At 63.7% G+C, this 15,304-nt stretch carries 15 protein-coding genes; 9 read left to right on the top strand and 6 right to left on the bottom strand.

What is annotated here, in order from left to right; translation table 11 throughout:
* Positions 1-56 precede the first annotated feature (56 nt).
* From WBA38_RS16245 to cofD, 3 genes are read right to left on the bottom strand one after another with little or no spacing between them, the layout of a single operon-like run.
* On the bottom strand, positions 57-632 hold the full coding sequence (locus tag WBA38_RS16245; RefSeq protein WP_424297420.1) for an NUDIX hydrolase: 576 nt from the start codon (positions 630-632) through the stop codon (positions 57-59).
* Between the two features lie 5 nt (positions 633-637).
* Complete coding sequence (locus tag WBA38_RS16240) at positions 638-2,023, bottom strand: coenzyme F420-0:L-glutamate ligase (protein WP_424297417.1); 1,386 nt, start codon at positions 2,021-2,023, stop codon at positions 638-640.
* A complete protein-coding gene (gene cofD / locus WBA38_RS16235; protein ID WP_424323122.1) occupies positions 1,993-2,997 on the bottom strand; it encodes a 2-phospho-L-lactate transferase in 1,005 nt (334 codons plus the stop codon). Before cofD ends, WBA38_RS16240 begins: the two co-directional genes overlap by 31 nt.
* 475 nt (positions 2,998-3,472) lie before the next feature.
* Here cofD and WBA38_RS16230 point away from each other — a divergent pair, with 475 nt between their 5' ends.
* Entirely contained in the window at positions 3,473-3,709 is a 237-nt protein-coding gene (locus WBA38_RS16230) for a WhiB family transcriptional regulator (RefSeq protein WP_424294491.1), read from the top strand.
* 150 nt (positions 3,710-3,859) lie between these two features.
* Here the strand turns inward: WBA38_RS16230 and WBA38_RS16225 are convergent, their stop codons facing one another.
* Positions 3,860-4,369 (bottom strand): metallopeptidase family protein, encoded by a 510-nt coding sequence (locus WBA38_RS16225; RefSeq protein WP_424294486.1) that lies wholly within the window; start codon positions 4,367-4,369, stop codon positions 3,860-3,862.
* Positions 4,370-4,453: 84 nt separating this feature from the next.
* Here WBA38_RS16225 and WBA38_RS16220 point away from each other — a divergent pair, with 84 nt between their 5' ends.
* From WBA38_RS16220 to manA, 3 genes are all read left to right on the top strand, one after another.
* Positions 4,454-4,882 (top strand): DUF3499 domain-containing protein, encoded by a 429-nt coding sequence (locus tag WBA38_RS16220; RefSeq protein ID WP_424294487.1) that lies wholly within the window; start codon positions 4,454-4,456, stop codon positions 4,880-4,882.
* A gap of 99 nt (positions 4,883-4,981) precedes the next feature.
* The gene (locus WBA38_RS16215) at positions 4,982-6,103 is read left to right on the top strand and encodes a hypothetical protein (RefSeq protein ID WP_424294488.1); all 1,122 of its coding nucleotides are present in this window, start codon (positions 4,982-4,984) and stop codon (positions 6,101-6,103) included.
* The gene (gene manA / locus WBA38_RS16210) at positions 6,103-7,389 is read left to right on the top strand and encodes a mannose-6-phosphate isomerase, class I (RefSeq protein ID WP_424294489.1); all 1,287 of its coding nucleotides are present in this window, start codon (positions 6,103-6,105) and stop codon (positions 7,387-7,389) included. The genes WBA38_RS16215 and manA overlap by 1 nt, the downstream gene beginning before the upstream one ends.
* Before the next feature lie 40 nt (positions 7,390-7,429).
* Here manA and WBA38_RS16205 read toward each other — a convergent pair whose 3' ends face one another.
* The gene (locus tag WBA38_RS16205; protein WP_424294490.1) at positions 7,430-8,602 is read right to left on the bottom strand and encodes a type VII secretion protein EccE; all 1,173 of its coding nucleotides are present in this window, start codon (positions 8,600-8,602) and stop codon (positions 7,430-7,432) included.
* Positions 8,603-8,848: 246 nt separating this feature from the next.
* Between WBA38_RS16205 and eccB the strand changes: the two genes are divergently transcribed.
* The gene (eccB, locus tag WBA38_RS16200) at positions 8,849-10,237 is read left to right on the top strand and encodes a type VII secretion protein EccB (RefSeq protein ID WP_424323121.1); all 1,389 of its coding nucleotides are present in this window, start codon (positions 8,849-8,851) and stop codon (positions 10,235-10,237) included.
* Positions 10,238-10,281: 44 nt separating this feature from the next.
* Here eccB and WBA38_RS16195 read toward each other — a convergent pair whose 3' ends face one another.
* Entirely contained in the window at positions 10,282-10,908 is a 627-nt protein-coding gene (locus WBA38_RS16195) for a TetR/AcrR family transcriptional regulator (RefSeq protein ID WP_424296210.1), read from the bottom strand.
* A gap of 195 nt (positions 10,909-11,103) precedes the next feature.
* Between WBA38_RS16195 and WBA38_RS16190 the strand changes: the two genes are divergently transcribed.
* The 4 genes from WBA38_RS16190 to nrdE all read left to right on the top strand — a co-directional run bounded on the left by WBA38_RS16190 (position 11,104) and on the right by nrdE (position 15,179).
* Complete coding sequence (locus WBA38_RS16190) at positions 11,104-11,661, top strand: NADPH-dependent FMN reductase (protein WP_424296207.1); 558 nt, start codon at positions 11,104-11,106, stop codon at positions 11,659-11,661.
* Between the two features lie 513 nt (positions 11,662-12,174).
* Complete coding sequence (gene nrdH, locus WBA38_RS16185; RefSeq protein WP_424296206.1) at positions 12,175-12,408, top strand: glutaredoxin-like protein NrdH; 234 nt, start codon at positions 12,175-12,177, stop codon at positions 12,406-12,408.
* 13 nt (positions 12,409-12,421) lie between these two features.
* Positions 12,422-12,898, top strand: a complete 477-nt coding sequence (gene nrdI / locus WBA38_RS16180; RefSeq protein WP_424296204.1) for a class Ib ribonucleoside-diphosphate reductase assembly flavoprotein NrdI — start codon at positions 12,422-12,424, stop codon at positions 12,896-12,898.
* A gap of 82 nt (positions 12,899-12,980) precedes the next feature.
* Entirely contained in the window at positions 12,981-15,179 is a 2,199-nt protein-coding gene (gene nrdE / locus WBA38_RS16175; RefSeq protein ID WP_424296202.1) for a class 1b ribonucleoside-diphosphate reductase subunit alpha, read from the top strand.
* Positions 15,180-15,304 lie beyond the last annotated feature (125 nt).

Here is a 15,304-nt window from a genome sequence, read left to right as displayed (position 1 = left end):
ATGTCAGACATAGTGCGGGAATCGACGCATCATGCGAGAACGATGGGGGGAGGGCGTTAGTGCGGGGTAAAGGCGGCGACGCCCAGGGCCACCAGGGTGGGCACCGATTCGGTGTCGATGTTGCTGGGGAGGTCGTCGACGGGCCACCAGGCGAGGTCGACGGACTCGTCGCTGCGAACAATCGGCGGAAGGCTGCCGTCCGACGTGGGGTCGGCGACGGCGGCGAAACGCACGTCCAAGTGTCGGGTCGGAACGCCCAGTGAGCACGTAATCGGGTGCGTGTGCAGTTGCACCGGGCCCTCCGACAGCCGCAACGACGACAGTCCCGACTCCTCCAGGCCCTCGCGCAGGGCGACGGCGGCGAGCGTGGGGTCGCCGGGTTCGCAATGCCCACCGAGCTGAATCCACTTGCCGACCCGCGGATGCAAGGTCAGCAGAACGTGCTTGAGGTCAGCGGTGAAGACGGCGACCGATCCCGTCAAGTGGCCCGCGGCGCAGGAGCGTTGGCACCCGTCGGGGGCAGCGGCGAGGAACGCGAGGTAGGCGTGACGCAGCGAATCCTGGTCAGCGTCGGGCGCCGCCCAGCCGGTCAGCGATTCGACCGCCGCAGCGTGCAGGACCCCAGCATCAATCTCGCTCACAGCTCGATCACCAGGCCGTTGGCGTCGGCGGGCTCGCGCAGTGCGAGTTCGTCGGCCGGGTAGCCGATCGCGACGGCGCCGAGCGGCTGCCACTGCGCGGGAAGGTCAAGCTCGCGGCAGACGACGTCCGCGGCGAAGATCGTCGAGCCAACCCAGCAGCTGCCGACTCCGCGAACCGACAATGCCACCAGCAGGCCAGCGACCGCGGCACCGCCAGCGACGGTAAACATGGTGTTCTCGCACGCATTGCGCCGCTCGTCCGGGTAGGTGTGCATACCTTCGCCAGTCATGACGGGCACCACGAGTTCCGGTGCGTCGTACAAGATCTGGCCGCGCTGTACGCGCTTGGCGATCGACTCGGGGGTCTTGTCGTCGGCAGCCAAATCCGACTGCCAGGCCTGTCCCATCGCATCGAGGAGGCGACGGCGCCGCTCCTTGTCGCGCAGCCACACGAATTTGATGGGATGGGTGTGATGGGGTGCCGGCGCGGTGAGGGCTTCGGCGAACGCCGTCCGCATTACCGTGTCGGAGACAGGCCCGTCTTGGAATCGGCGGACCGATCGGCGAGTCAGGAGCGCCTGCTGTTGCCCGAGTTCGATCGCCTCTTCGACGCCGAGGCGGAACAGATCGTCGTCGAGGTCCCTCACCAGGTCGCGCGCGACACTCCCATCATCGCGCGGCTTCATTCCGCGGACGACGGCGACGGGAACTCCGTCGAGTTTGCCCTTGACGAGATCGGCGGCCGCGGCGAGCTCGTCGGCGATCGCGATGTCGGTCACCATCAATGTATTGCCATAGCCGTCGTCGATGCCGTCGTAGCCATGGCTCACGGCGATCCCTGCGGCACCAATCGCCACATCGGTCTGACCGGTGCGCCAGGCGCGTCCCATCGTGTCAGTGACGATCACAGCCACCGACAGGCCGAACTCGGCGGCCAGGCGCGACCGCAGTGCTGCGGCGCTGGCATCTGGATCCAGCGGCAGCAGGGCAATCTGGTCGGTTCGCACATTGGAACCGTCGACGCCGGCGGCGGCCTGCACGAGGCCGTTCCGGTTGGCGGTAATAAGGGTGCGATTGCGGCGAGCCACCACCCGGACCGTCTCGTCGTCGATCAGCTTGCGTCGGAAAGCGTCTCGCTCCTCGGGGTCGGTCGGCGCGGCGACCATCCGACCCTCGGTTTTGGAAAACACCTTGCTGGTGACGACCAGTACGTCGCCGTCGGCGATCCACGGCGCGGCCGCGATGAGATCAGCGGCTAGGTCACTGTCGGGCCCGAATTCGCCGAGTCCGGTGACGGGCAGGATCTGCAAGCCTTCGACGGCGCGATGGTCATCGCCGGAGCCGATGGTCGTCACGGTGTGATCACTCCCACCAGGGCGCATGCGGCGCGGATCATGTCGGCGGTGGCCGCCGGGTCGGTCATCAGCAGGGGAGCGGTACCGATGGCGATGCCGTCGACTTCCGCGTGATCACCGTCGGCAATGAGCCACCCGTCGAGTATGCCGTTGCCGCTGCGCGCCCCGTAGTGCTTGGCAATGCCCTCCGCCGAGGTCTCGACGTTGATGACCGAAAGGCATTCGTCGGCCATGCCTCGCAGCGGCTTGTTGTCGATGACGGGACTGATGCCGACGACGGGCGCAGCGGTGGTGCGCAGGGCCGCCCGAATGCCGGGAACGGAGGTGATGGCACCAATGCTGACGACCGGATTGCTCGGCGCCAGCAGGACGATGTCCGCGCCGGTAATGGCCTCGATGACCTCGGGGCCGGGTTTCACCTCGTCGAGCCCGACTTGCGCGAAACCGTGTGTTGGCACCTGGGCTCGGTACCGGACCCACCATTCCTGGAAGTGGATTGCGACTCGCTCGCCCTCCTCGCCTCCTGGCTTATCGATGACAACGTGGGTCTCGTGACGCTGGTCGCTGGCGGGGAGCAGTCGAACGCCCGGTTGCCAGCGGCGATTCAAGGCGGCCGTGACATCGGTAAGGCTAAAGCCAGCCTCGAGCATTTGCGTTCGAATCAGGTGTGTTGCGAGGTCGCGATCTCCGAGACCGAACCAATCGGGATCGGCTCCGTAAGCGGCCAACTCCTCCTTGGCGTTCCACGTTTCGTTCTTATGGCCCCAGCCTCGTTCGGGGTCGATTCCGCCGCCGAGCGTGTACATGCAAGTGTCAAGATCGGGACAGATTCTGACGCCGTGCATGTACGCGTCGTCGCCAACGTTGACGACCGCGGTCACCGAGTTTGGTGTCTCGGGGTCGTCTGCTAGTTGCGGAAATGCTGTGCGCCCGAACGCTTCACGTGCGCCGAGCAGAAATCGGGCGCCGCCCACGCCGCCTACCAGTACCGTCACCTTCACACCGACCACTGTAGTGACCGGACTTTCTCCCTCGCACGACGGCGGTCGGCAGGGCATTCGAGGGGCCAAACGGATGACACGATTTCACGTCGTAGTTGGCGTCCGACACGCCATCGGTGAGAAACTCGACACGCCCGCCCACTATGGGGTTAGCACTTCTGGCACAGTTTTGTCGGACCTTGGTGGTACTAAGGAATCTTCGCCTTCCGCTTGACCCAAGCGCCCCCGAACGTGTCTAATCACATCAGTGTCATTTGAATTCTCGCGCCAGCCCGAGCTCTCTGGGAACCGCGTTGAGGTTTCATTCGAGACACGCCAATAGGGAATTTCGGTTCTCTATGGCGGGGGAAGCAAGTAACTAAGTCTGCGAGCTGGGAGGTGTCGGATGACTTTTCAATCCATTGGTGGTGAAGACCCGATCGGCTATCCCTTCGAGGGGCGCCACTTGTCGGTGGTGCAAGACAACTTCGAAGGAATGTTCGGTTCTATCGAGGACGAAGAATGGCAAGACCGTGCGCTTTGCGCACAAACTGATCCGGAAGCATTTTTTCCGGAAAAGGGCGGGTCAACCCGCGAAGCCAAGCGTATTTGCCAGGGCTGCGAAGTAAAGGCCGATTGCTTGGAGTATGCACTCCATAAGGATGAGCGATTCGGAATTTGGGGTGGCCTCTCCGAGCGTGAGCGCCGTCGCCTGAAGCGTGGAATCGTCTAAACAAGCGCTATTGCAGTAATGGGCGGGACAGCCCATTACTAGATTTTGCCGCCAATTCATTCAATCAATTGACCCTGTCGCCACGCTGCGAAAGGGTCTGCTCGCTATTGGCGAGAAAGTTCGCGCCGGGGGCCATTGCCCTCGTCATTTCTAATCGCTATCGGGGCCGGACTCGATGGTTTCTTCGTCCACCCCCAAATAGACGGCGACCTGCTCAATAAGGACCTCCCGCAAGATCTCCGGGAGCTCTTCGGCGTCGTGTGCGCGCAGTTCCAGCGGCCGACGGAACAAGATGATCTGCGCCCGCGTCGGATTGCCCGCCAAATCGACACCCTTGGGAATAAACCTAGCTAGGGGTACCTGGCCGTCGGCCGTGACGTCGTCGGGCCACTGCACGGGTTGGTCACCGCGCGGCAGGATGCGCGGAATGTCATCGACAGCTACATCCAGTCCGGTCAAGTGGTCATGCCAGCGCGCATCGATCTCGGTGAACGATTCGGCGACGACGGCATCGAATCGGTCGGCACGCGTGCGGTAGGCAGGCAGTGATGCGGGGATCAGCTGGCCGCGGATGCCGCGCCCCCGACGATCACGGAGGCGTCGTGGTGGCGGGCCGAGGAGGTGGTGCCCAGACGGCGACGGGGCTTCTCGATTGGCCATGTCGCCCACTCTAAGACATGCGCCCCGGGCTGCGTCCGCGTGTCGATTGTCCGGTGCGATGGGTGAGGCGATAGGCTGGCGGGCGTGAGTGTCCCTCGTCAGTGCTGCAGGCCCGGCTGTTCTCGCATAGCTGTGGCGACTCTGACGTTCGTCTATGCCGAATCAACGGCGGTCATTGGGCCGCTCTCGGCCAACGACGAACCGCATTCGTGGGACATGTGCTCCCAGCATGCCGACCGCATCACCGTGCCCGTCGGGTGGGAGATGATCCGCAGCGAAAGCGGTTTCAATCAGCCCGCAGAAGATCAAGAGCTGACGGCACTCGCCGAAGCAGTCCGTGAGGCGGGCGGCAACTCGCTCGCTCCGAGCGTTGGTTTTCGTGGGCGCCCCGACTTCGACGACGTGCCGCGCGGCCGCCACCACGCTGCGCCACGGCCAACTCCGGCTCCCGCAGTTACCCCGCGCCCGGGCCGCCGTGGGCATCTGCGTGTGCTGCCCGATCCGGTTGACTGACCGTTCCTCGTCAACCTCCGTCTCTAACGATCTTTCCTGTAGCGATCTTCTGTGGGCGCTCACGTCCGCAAACGCTGGGTGACTACTAGGCTGTGAAACATGTCTGCGTTGACTACTGACCTCGATGATGTCGACGGTCTCCTGGCCGCCGACCGCGAAGGGCTTCTCCGCGCTGCCGCAATGGCCGGAGCCGGCGTGCGGTCGGTGTCTCAAGCGCAATCGGAAGGCGTGCTCGCCAGCCTTGCCGACCTCCGTCCCCGCGCCGTTGTCATCGTGACGGGGTCCTCCGCGACGGCCCGCCGTGCAGCAGAATTGGTGAATGCCACCATTGCCCCACGTCTGGACGCACCGCTAGCTGTGGTGCCGTCGCTGCCCGGTTGGATCGGGCCGCTCGACGTCGTGGTGCTTGCCGGTGACGATGCCGGAGACCGGGCGCTCACCGACGGGGCGATGCGGGCCCTTCGCCGACGCGCGGAAGTTGTCGTTGTCGCGCCGCTTGAGGGACCACTGCTCGACGCGGTGGGCAACCAGCCGATCGTGGACCTGACACCGCGACTCGTCGTCGATCCCCGATTCGGCTTTTGCCGTATGGTTGCGGCCCTTACCGCTGTCTGTGCGGGCCTGACAGATGTTCGTTTGACGCCTGCCCCGCCAGATCTCGCCGAGTTGGCCGATACGCTCGATGACGAGGCCGCCGCCGACCATCCGTCGCAGGAGAGCTTTCACAATCAAGCCAAGTTGCTCGCTATGCGGGTACAGGGCCGGTCTGCGGTCTGGTCCGGCGACACTCCCGGTGCTGTCGCGGTAGCCACGCACGCCTCGGATGTCGCCTTCAGTGTCGCTGGCGTCTTGACGCCGTCGGCACCGGAAGTGACGCTGACCGGGCGCATGCGCGAAGGGTTTGGGGCTTCCGGATCGGCACCGACCGACGACTTGTTTTATGACCCTGACTTTGACGAACCGAAGACTATCGGCGTCCGCGGGATACTATTCACGACTGCGGCACGCCGCTGGTCCACCGAGCGGCGAGTCGCGGCCTTCGGCGACATCGATGTCCTCGCCGAGCGGCCCGCCGAAGACGGGGGACCAGAAATCGCCGAACCGTACGGGGACGGCGACCAAGGCACTGATTCGCCAGCGGATCTCGCCGCGTACTTGGTGTTGGCGCTGCGTGCCGAATTGGCGGCAGTGTTTATTCGATTGATAGGAGAAGCGGCCTGATGAAGCTGCTGACTGGAGTAGTGCGACCGTACGCGTGGGGTTCGCGTACCGCACTCGCCGAGTTGCGCGGCACACCGAGTCCTTCTGCGCATCCCGAAGCGGAACTGTGGTTCGGTGCCCACCCGGCATCGCCCGCACGTGTCTGCGACCGCGTCGAACACCCGGTAGACGGCACCGAGCCGCTCGACTGCCCCGACAATCTGTTGACGGTGATCGATGCCGATCCGGCAGGCGAACTGGGCACCGCGACCATTGCGGAGTTCGGCCCCCGTTTGCCGTATCTGCTGAAGATTCTGGCTGCCCAGGAACCCCTCTCCCTGCAGGCACATCCAAGCCTGGAGCAGGCGATTGCCGGATTTGCTCGGGAGAATGCCGCTGGCCTGGCACTGGATGACCCCGAACGGAATTACCGCGACGATTGGCATAAGCCAGAACTCGTCGTCGCCATTACCGAATTCGATGCCCTGACCGGATTCCGCGACCCACTGGTCACGATCGAACTATTGAAGCAGCTCGACGTACCCGCGTTGGACCCCTATTTGGGGATGCTGATCGGGCAGCCCGACGAAGCGGGTCTGCGTGCGGTCTTCACCACCTGGTTGACGCTGCCGGACAAGGTCATCGGAACTCTGGTGCCCGCGGTGCTGGAAGGCGCGATTTCGGTCCTGGGTTCGGGAGACGGCCGCTTCACGTTGGAACTGCGGTCGTTGCTCGAACTTGGGGAGGCCTACCCCGGCGATCCCGGTGTCCTCGCCTCACTCCTGCTGAATCGCATTCGACTGCAGCCCGGCGAAGGCGTGTACCTGTCGGCTGGAAACCTCCACGCTTACCTGCACGGCATGGCGGTGGAATTGATGGCCAACTCCGACAACGTGCTACGAGGTGGACTGACCCCAAAGCACATCGACGTCCCGGAACTGCTCCGCGTCCTCGACTTTCGACCCGTCACCTTGGAGCAGCTCATGCCCGAGGTACGTGGCCTCGGTGCCGAACGAATTTATTTGACCCCGGCACCCGAATTCCGACTGTCCCGAATCGAACTCGACGGTACGGGGATGCAATCGGCGAAATCGATCAGCTTCGATATGCCGGGACCGCAGATGCTGTCGGTGATGTCCGGCCGCATCGTGGTGGAAGGTGCCGACGGTAGCCGGCTTATCGCCGGGCCGGGCGATGCCGTCTGGCTGTCCGACAGCGACCCCGACGTTCTGGTGCGCGCGGAGTCGGCAAAGGCGGTCTTCTTCCGGGCCCTAGTTCCGGGTATCGATCACAGCGCCGGAAATTGATCGCGGCACTGGGAATTGATCACAGCCTCAAGTCCCATCGCTAGTCCACCTCGGTAAGGGTTCGCTCCGCAGCCGTGGAAACCAGTCGTGCCGTGGCCGAGCGATCCGCTCCCCGCACGACCACGGTCCCGGTGGCCCGATCCTGCCGCAGTAGTGGTCCGGGAACTGTGAGTGCCGACGTGTCTGCGTGCCTGCGGAGCAGCGTCGACCCCGGTAGTGCCGAGACCTCGCCAGCCGCGGTGTCGTCGAGCAGCACCCGCGCCGGTCGGCGCTGCTGCCCGATTGTTACCAAGCCGCCGCCGATAGCCATCGCCAGACGTTCCCAGCGCTGGGGGTTGTCGGAGGCGATAGCGACCGGAACTCCAAGCGCGGCGAGCCGCACCACCACTTGACGGACCAACGTGTCGTCACCGATCACGTGAGCTTGGGGGATGTTGGGGCCAGCCAATCGAAAGGCGACGGGTGCACCGGAAGGATCGGCCCCGATCACCTGACCATCACCGGCGACCGGAAGTGCCACGTGCGTGAGCGATGCGGTCTGCTCGGGCGTCAGGAAACCGGGGTCGTCGTCCGTCACCGGTCGAAGGTCGTGGTTGCCGGACCGAGCGGCGGACGGACCGCCGCCGTCACGGACTGTTCCACGCAGTCGTGGGCCAGCGGGGCCGCCAACCAACTGCAGGGTGAGCGACGTCGAGGCGGCATCGACGGTGCCGGGGGCCGCGATCAGGGCGGCCAGTGAGTCGCGGTCACGACCGACCCATTCGTAAGTGGACGAGCCGTCGACACCGGACCGGTCCGCAAAGCTTGCGGTGAGGTCGGCAATCTCGGCGGCGTTCAACGGCCGTGCCAGAACGCCGTTCTCGGAAAGACGATTACGCAGGCGCCGCACGCACCACAGCGCGGTGCGGAGCGCACCGGGGCCATCGCCGCCGCGTCGCGCGACCGCGTCGGGAAAATCGGTGGGTCGAATCCGAACCATCAGGTAGACGCTGCGATGCGCGGCAATTGGTACACCTCCCAGCAAACTGCGGTACGCGCGAGTTGCCGGACCATCCGACCACCACCCCATGGTGTGGCTAACAATGTCGACGGACCACGGTGCCACATCGCGGGCGGCCATCGTGGCGATCACTGCGGGAAGGATGGGCTGACCGGCTCCGTGGGGTTGGCCCACGACGATCGGAATCGGGTCGGACGGGGTCACTGCCAGCACTGCTACCAGCGAATCTGTCTCGCGACGAAAACCAGTCTGGGAGCCTTCCGACGGAACGTCGAACGGTGCTGGAGCCGAACGCGTTTGGGGACGATGCCCCCTGCGTGGCGAAGTTCTCCGCACAACCATTCGCGTCATAGTGCTCCCCCCGAAGCTGAAATCTGGTGCGACAAACTTCTCGAAACCGGCCCGAGATGAGGCTATCGCGCGGCTAGTGTCCATGCTGGGGAATTGATCGGGGGATTGATGTCACGACATATCACCACGCGGGCACAGGTCAGCGGCTATCGCTTTGGGCTGTCGCGAGCCGAGCACGCACTGGTTCGCCGCGATGCGGGAATGGCGCACGATCCGATGCGCGGACAGTCTCGGTCCCTGATGGCGGGCATCATCCTGGCGGTGCTCGTCGTGGCCGGTGCTGGGATCTACGGGTTCATCAGGCCAGCGCCGAGCGTCCGTGACGGCAAGATCCTCGCCGCTGACAACGGTGCGCTGTACGTCCTTGTCGACGACGTGATGCATCCGGTGCCCAACCTGGCGTCGGCCCGGCTGATCCTGGGGCAACCGCTCCCGGTGCGGCATGTCAGCGATGCTTCGCTGGCACGCTATCCGCGCGGCGCTGCGGTCGGAATACCCGGTGCCCCGGGCGCTCTCGCTGGGCCGGCGGTGCCGGGGGAGTCGCAGTGGACGCTGTGTGATGGACCGGAGGGGACGACCATCATCGCCGGGGCGATGGGTTCCGGCGCAACAGTCAGCGCCTCGGCACTGGTCGAATCGGCGGGGGAGCGATGGCTCATCTACCCCGCGCCGGGACCGGCTTCAGTCGGTCCGGTGCGGGCCCGCGTCGATCAGCGTCGCGTCGAATTGCTGCGTGCGCTGGGACTGGAGTCAGCTACGGCCCGCACGATCGATATCGGACTACTCAATTCTCTCCCGGTCCGGCCGGACCTCGCCATCCCCGATGTCGCCGACCGCGCTAAGCCGGGCGTGCTCGGGATGCCGGTGGGATCGGTGATCGCCACCGCCGGCGTCGACGGAATCGATCGCTTTCGGCTGGTATTGGCCGACGGCGTCCAACCGCTGTCGGCGCCGGCCGCCGAACTGATGCGCTCGATTGATCCATCTGCCGATGACGCCATCCGTCGTGTCCCGCCGCGCGCGGTCGCTTCGGTACCGGTTCGCGACAGCGTCGCGCTCGGACACTTCCCGGAAGCAGCCCCCGTCCTTGTCGATGATCGGTGGCCGGTCCTCTGCCACCGGTGGTCGCGCCAGCAGGACGACAGGTCGGCCACCTTGCAATTGGTGGTTGCCTCACGACTCCCGCTGCCAACGGGGGCGAGGCCGGTTGTGTTGGCATCGGCCGACGGTCGTGGACCCGCGCTTGATCAGGTCTACCTACCGCCTGGATCTGGGGAACACGTCCTGCTCACGGGTATCGAACCCAACTCGGTGCAGGCGTCGGCGCCGGTCTACATCAGCGATGCAGGCGTGCGATACCCGATCGCCGGTCCCGCGACCGCCGAAACTCTCGGATTGTCGGATCCGGTCCGCGCACCGTGGCCGATTATCGGCCTGCTGCCCGCGGGCGTCGAACTGAGCAGGGAAGCTGCGGTAGTGACTCGCGACGGCAGCTGAGCCGCCGGTCGGAGAGCGTCACCGAGACACGCGAATGGCAGCGATCACGGGTATGCCAACGCCAACCTGCGGACCATGGTTTCCCAGTCCTCGGCGATCTCGTCGTACGTCATGCCGACAACCTCGAGCAGGTGGCGGACGGTCAGCGCCATCAGCGGAGCGTGCACAGCGTGGGTCACGACGTCGAGGCGACCGCCGAAACCCAACTCGGCGAGCAGCATGCGCACATGCATTGTCGACATAGTCCACACCGGGTGCGACAGGTGGTCGTGCTGGTCCGCGCCTGCCTCGATGAGAATATCGAGGTGGTTGACGGTCATTCGCAGGCGTGCGCGACCGTATGCCACTAGTCGCTCAAGCGGTGGTGCACCCGGCCCCAACGGTTCCGGTCCCGACAGGAAAGCCTGCTGCAAGTCGGACTCGGAATGATCCAAGAGGGCCAGCATCAACCCGGTCCGATTACCGAAGCGGCGAAACACCGTCCCCTTGCCGACTCCGGCCGCGCGTGCAACAGCTTCCATCGTGACAGCAGCAGCCCCCTGGCTGTCGATCAGCGACTTCGCCGAAGCCAGGAGCAAACGCCGATTCCGCGCGGCGTCGGCGCGCTCTACTGACACTGCCGGGGCATTCGCCACATGCAGTTCCAGGGGGCCGGGGCCGTCGGAGATCATGCCCCGACTTTAGTTCATGTCGCGGATGCCGTGTTTGGTGCTTCGGTTGGTGCGGCGTGCCGTTGACTAGCGATTCTTTCGAGTGCGCAGCATCACGTCCACTTCGGGGAATCGCTGTGGACCCTGGTCCGTTTGTACAAGGTGTTGAAAGTCGACAGCGTCAAAGACGTCAATGCATCAAGGAGAAAGTCGTACATGACTGAAGGCAACATCAACATCGCGGTCCTCGTGGGCAGCCTGCGGGCGGCTTCACACAACCGTGCGCTCGCCGAGGTCACGGTCGCCAATGCGCCTGACGGAATCTCTTTGACGGTCGTCGACGGTCTCGCAGACCTGCCGTTCTATAACGAAGACCTGGATACGCCCGAGCTGACGGCCGCCGCCGTCACCGCATTGCGTGACTACGTGGAATCGGTGGACGCGGTCCTGATCGTCACTCCCGAATACAACGGGACCATGCCCGCGGTGTTGAAGAATGCCATCGACTGGCTGTCGCGGCCGTTCCAGGCCAGCGCACTTAGTGGCAAGCCAGCCGGAGTGATTGGTGCGGCACTCGGTGGCCGTGGCGGTGCGGGGTCGCGGCAGGAGGCGCGTCGCGCCCTGACCGTCGCTGGCGCTCGCGTCGTTGAAGATGTGGAAATTGGTATCAGTACGGGCGGCCTCGACGATGCGGGCATGAATACCCCGGCGATCGTTGAGCAGACTGTCTTGGCTGTGCGAGTACTCGGCGATCACGTAGCCGTGTCGGTGTAGTTCGCCGCAGGGCAGTTCTTCCGCGGGCCTCATGTGGGTGCCGCGGGACGAGGTTGATTTGTGTCGGAGGCGGGCACCCCCATCGACGGCGCACGACCACCGGCAGGGCCGGTCATGGCGATCCCATGGCCGGCCCTGCCGCTGTACTCGGGAGGCGTTGGAAGTGCTTGGGGATGATTCTGGGGACTACCCCCGCTAATCCTGGGGACAGCTTTGGGGACTGCGTTGGGGATGGATTGGGGATCAAATTTACGACACGCCGGGCGTTTGAAGACACGCCGACCCACCTGTGGACAACTCGCCCGCGACCTGCGAGTTTCAAGAATGTTATTCACAAGTTCTTGTGGTCTAGGAAAACCGCAGACACTAGGTGTAGTGTTTGAGGAGTCCGGGGGGAGAACGGCAGACGCAAGAGTTACGCGGATGTCATTCACTGCTTCAGAGCAGGGATACCGGTCATGAACATCTGTAGTAGTTCGCTCGCAATTGATCCTCATCTCAAAGGGAGTCACGATGGCCATCACCGTTTACACCAAGCCCGCCTGCGTTCAGTGCAACGCAACCTACAAGGCCCTCGATAAGGCTGGCCTGGAGTACAACATCGTGGACATCAGCCAGGACGATGAGGCCCGCGACTACGTGATGGCTCTCGGTTACCTGCAGGCCCCCGTTGTCGTGAACGGCGACGAGCACTGGTCGGGCTTCCGTCCCGATCGCATCAAGTCGCTCGCAACTCGCGCAGCCTGATCGCGAAAAGCCAATGGCTGCGGACAGCAGCGCAGTGCCGCTCATCGTCTACTTCTCGTCGGTGTCGGAATACACGCATCGTTTTGTTAAAAAGTTGGGACTCCGGGCAGTTCGGATCCCGCTCATCGATCCCACGTCATCCTTCCGCGTTGACGAACCCTACGTACTGATCAGTCCCACTTACGGTGGCGGCAAGATCTCCGACGCGGGGAGCGTTACGGCTCACGCCGGCGGGGGATACGTCCCCAAGCAAGTCATCAAGTTCCTCAACATCGAACAGAATCGGTCGTTCATCCGAGGCGTCATCGCCGCGGGCAACACCAACTTCGGGGCGGAATACGCCATGGTGGGCGACATCGTGTCGCACAAATGCCAGGTGCCGTACCTGTATCGCTTCGAGTTGATGGGTACCCCCGAAGACGTTGAACGGGTGTCCTCCGGGCTGGCGCAGTTCGCGCAGAGCCCCGAGTACACCGGCCGGGCCGCCTAACCTCGCACCAGCCGCAATCTTTCGCACCACCAGCTCGTATTCAAGTTCTGATATTCCATGTCAGTGTCACCAGGGAGAAGCAGTGTCGCCCACCGCAGTTTCTGTCAGCCAGTCCAACATCTCGGCAAGCCAGTCGGGAGCCCACGCGGGCCCAGCCGGTCACGAGCCGGGCGATCTGGACTTTCATGCGCTCAACGCGATGCTCAACCTGTATGACGCCGACGGCAACATTCAGTTTGAGAAGGATAAGGAAGCCGCGCGCCAGTACTTCCTGCAGCACGTCAACCAGAACACCGTCTTCTTCCACGATCTTGACGAGAAGCTCGACTACCTGATCAAGGAAAACTATTACGAGCCCGAGGTCCTCGAAAAGTACGACCGCGAGTTCGTCAAGCTTCTGTTCAGCCATGCGTACGGCAAGAAGTTCCGCTTCCCGACCTTTCTTGGCGCGTTCAAGTACTACACGAGCTACACGCTCAAGACGTTCGACGGCAAGCGCTACCTGGAACGCTTTGAGGACCGCGTCTGCATGGTGGCGTTGACCTTGGCCGACGGCGATACCGCTCTCGCCCGCAACCTGGTCGACGAGATCATGGACGGCCGTTTCCAGCCGGCCACGCCGACCTTCCTGAACTCGGGTAAGAAGCAGCGCGGTGAGCCCGTCTCGTGCTTCCTGCTCCGTATCGAAGACAACATGGAGTCGATCGGCCGCTCCATCAACTCGGCGCTGCAGCTTTCCAAGCGCGGCGGCGGCGTTGCCCTGCTGCTCAGCAACGTGCGTGAGCACGGCGCGCCGATCAAGAAGATCGAGAACCAGAGCTCGGGTGTTATCCCGATCATGAAGCTGCTGGAAGACTCGTTCAGCTACGCCAACCAGCTCGGTGCCCGCCAGGGTGCCGGTGCCGTGTACCTGCACGCTCACCACCCGGACATCTACCGTTTTCTCGACACCAAGCGTGAGAACGCGGACGAGAAGATCCGTATCAAGACCCTGTCGCTCGGCGTCGTGATCCCGGACATCACGTTCCAGCTCGCTAAAGACAACGACGACATGTACCTGTTCAGCCCGTACGACGTCGAGCGTGTTTACGGTGTGCCGTTCGCTGACATCAACGTCAGCGACAAGTACCAGGAAATGGTCGAGGACAAGCGGATCCGCAAGTCGAAGATCAAGGCTCGCGAGTTCTTCCAGACCTTGGCTGAGCTGCAGTTCGAGTCGGGCTACCCGTACATCATGTTTGAGGACACGGTGAACCGCGCCAACCCGATCGAGGGCAAGGTTACGCACTCCAACCTGTGCTCGGAGATCCTGCAGGTTTCGACGCCGTCGACGTTCAACGAAGACCTCACGTACTCGCACATCGGTCGCGACATCTCGTGCAACCTCGGTTCCATGAACATCGCGAAGACGATGGATTCGCCGGACTTTGGCCACAGCATCGAGACTGCGATTCGCGGCCTCACCGCGGTCGCCGATCAGACGGCCATCGAATCGGTCCCGTCGATTAAGCGCGCCAACGACGAAGGTCACGCGATCGGCCTCGGTCAGATGAACTTGCACGGTTACCTGGCTCGCGAGCGGGTGTTCTACGGCAGCGAAGAGGGCATCGACTTCACCAACATGTACTTCTACACGGTGGTGTATCACGCGATCCGTGCGTCGAACGCGATCGCCAGGGAGCGTGGCACCACGTTCGCCGGCTTTGAGAACAGCAAGTACGCCAGCGGCGAGTACTTCGACAAGTACACCGATCAGGTGTGGGAGCCGGCTACAGCTCGGGTCCGCGAGATCTTCGCCGATGCCGGTATCGAGATCCCCACGCAGGAGCAGTGGATTGAGCTGAAGGCTGCCGTTCAGAAGGACGGCATCTACAACCAGAACCTGCAGGCGGTTCCGCCGACCGGCTCGATCAGCTACATCAACCATTCGACGAGCTCGATCCACCCGGTCGCGTCGAAGATTGAGATCCGCAAGGAAGGCAAGATCGGTCGCGCTTACTACCCGGCGCCGTATCTGACGAACGACAACCTGGAGTACTTCCAGGACGCGTACGAGATCGGCTACGAGAAGGTCATCGACACCTACGCCGCCGCTACTCAGCACGTCGATCAGGGTCTGAGCCTGACGTTGTTCTTCAAGGACACCGCGACCACTCGCGACGTCAACAAAGCGCAGATCTACGCGTGGCGCAAGGGCATCAAGACGCTGTACTACATCCGTCTGCGTCAGATGGCGCTTGAAGGTACCGAGGTGGATGGCTGCGTCAGCTGCATGCTGTAACTCACAGTAACGCATAACTGTAGGCACAAGCGGCACCTCACCGCCCCGTCGTTCACGTCCTCTAATGACAGCGAACGGCAGGGTGGTGGGGTGTTTTTGTGCACTCTGGCCCGGACCCGCGCGGC

The organism is Gordonia sp. (in: high G+C Gram-positive bacteria) (genome assembly GCF_049647785.1).
Lineage (GTDB): Bacteria > Actinomycetota > Actinomycetes > Mycobacteriales > Mycobacteriaceae > Gordonia.
The sequence above is the reverse complement of the archived record's forward strand: the minus strand, read 5'-3'. Positions and strand labels throughout refer to the sequence as shown.

Coding starts and splice junctions, on each gene's coding strand:
- WBA38_RS16240 (WP_424297417.1), bottom strand. CDS start 2,023: ATGCGCCCTGGTGGGAGTGATCACACCGTGACGACCATCGGCTCCGGC.
- WBA38_RS16230 (WP_424294491.1), top strand. CDS start 3,473: ATGTTCGGTTCTATCGAGGACGAAGAATGGCAAGACCGTGCGCTTTGC.
- WBA38_RS16225 (WP_424294486.1), bottom strand. CDS start 4,369: ATGGCCAATCGAGAAGCCCCGTCGCCGTCTGGGCACCACCTCCTCGGC.
- WBA38_RS16215 (WP_424294488.1), top strand. CDS start 4,982: ATGTCTGCGTTGACTACTGACCTCGATGATGTCGACGGTCTCCTGGCC.
- manA (WP_424294489.1), top strand. CDS start 6,103: ATGAAGCTGCTGACTGGAGTAGTGCGACCGTACGCGTGGGGTTCGCGT.
- eccB (WP_424323121.1), top strand. CDS start 8,849: ATGTCACGACATATCACCACGCGGGCACAGGTCAGCGGCTATCGCTTT.
- WBA38_RS16195 (WP_424296210.1), bottom strand. CDS start 10,908: ATGATCTCCGACGGCCCCGGCCCCCTGGAACTGCATGTGGCGAATGCC.
- WBA38_RS16190 (WP_424296207.1), top strand. CDS start 11,104: ATGACTGAAGGCAACATCAACATCGCGGTCCTCGTGGGCAGCCTGCGG.
- nrdH (WP_424296206.1), top strand. CDS start 12,175: ATGGCCATCACCGTTTACACCAAGCCCGCCTGCGTTCAGTGCAACGCA.
- nrdI (WP_424296204.1), top strand. CDS start 12,422: ATGGCTGCGGACAGCAGCGCAGTGCCGCTCATCGTCTACTTCTCGTCG.